This window comes from Photorhabdus sp. RM71S (assembly GCF_042879355.1).
In the GTDB taxonomy this organism is placed as follows: Bacteria; Pseudomonadota; Gammaproteobacteria; order Enterobacterales; family Enterobacteriaceae; genus Photorhabdus; species Photorhabdus kayaii.
The window spans coordinates 1-414 of record NZ_JBHFKV010000213.1; the positions used below are offsets into that span (position 1 = coordinate 1).

Sequence of the window (414 nt, forward strand, 5' to 3'; positions counted from 1 at the left end):
CAAGGTATTCAGCAAGGTATTCAGCAAGGTATTCAGCAAGGTATTCAACAGGGCATTCAGGAAGGCATTCAGGAAGGTGAAAAACAAGCTTCAATTAATATTGCCCGTGTCTTTTTAAAGAATGGTGCCAGTATTGAACTGGTTATGAAAAGCACCGGTCTTAGCCGTGAAGAACTCCTCTCCTTACAATAACCTTTTCCTTTCTATTTTTTGTACTTTTACTCACCTTTTTAAGGTGGGTAAAAGTATTTGCTAATGTCAACAGGCGCGGAACTTATTGGGGCGCTGGCATTTTTGCTTATAGGAGAGCATAAAAAAGTCTGGGGCACTTGAATTATTTAGCGGTAAAATGGGCAACTCAACCGGACTATTACCCATTATCGGCCCATGAATACTTATACGTTAAAGTGGCTT

The 414-nt window shown here is 40.3% G+C and carries 1 pseudogene; it reads left to right on the forward strand.

Annotated features, from left to right (window positions below):
• Positions 1-192, forward strand: a pseudogene (locus ACGF5R_RS24570) (transposase); the annotation flags it as partial.
• Between the last annotated feature and the right edge of the window lie 222 nt (positions 193-414).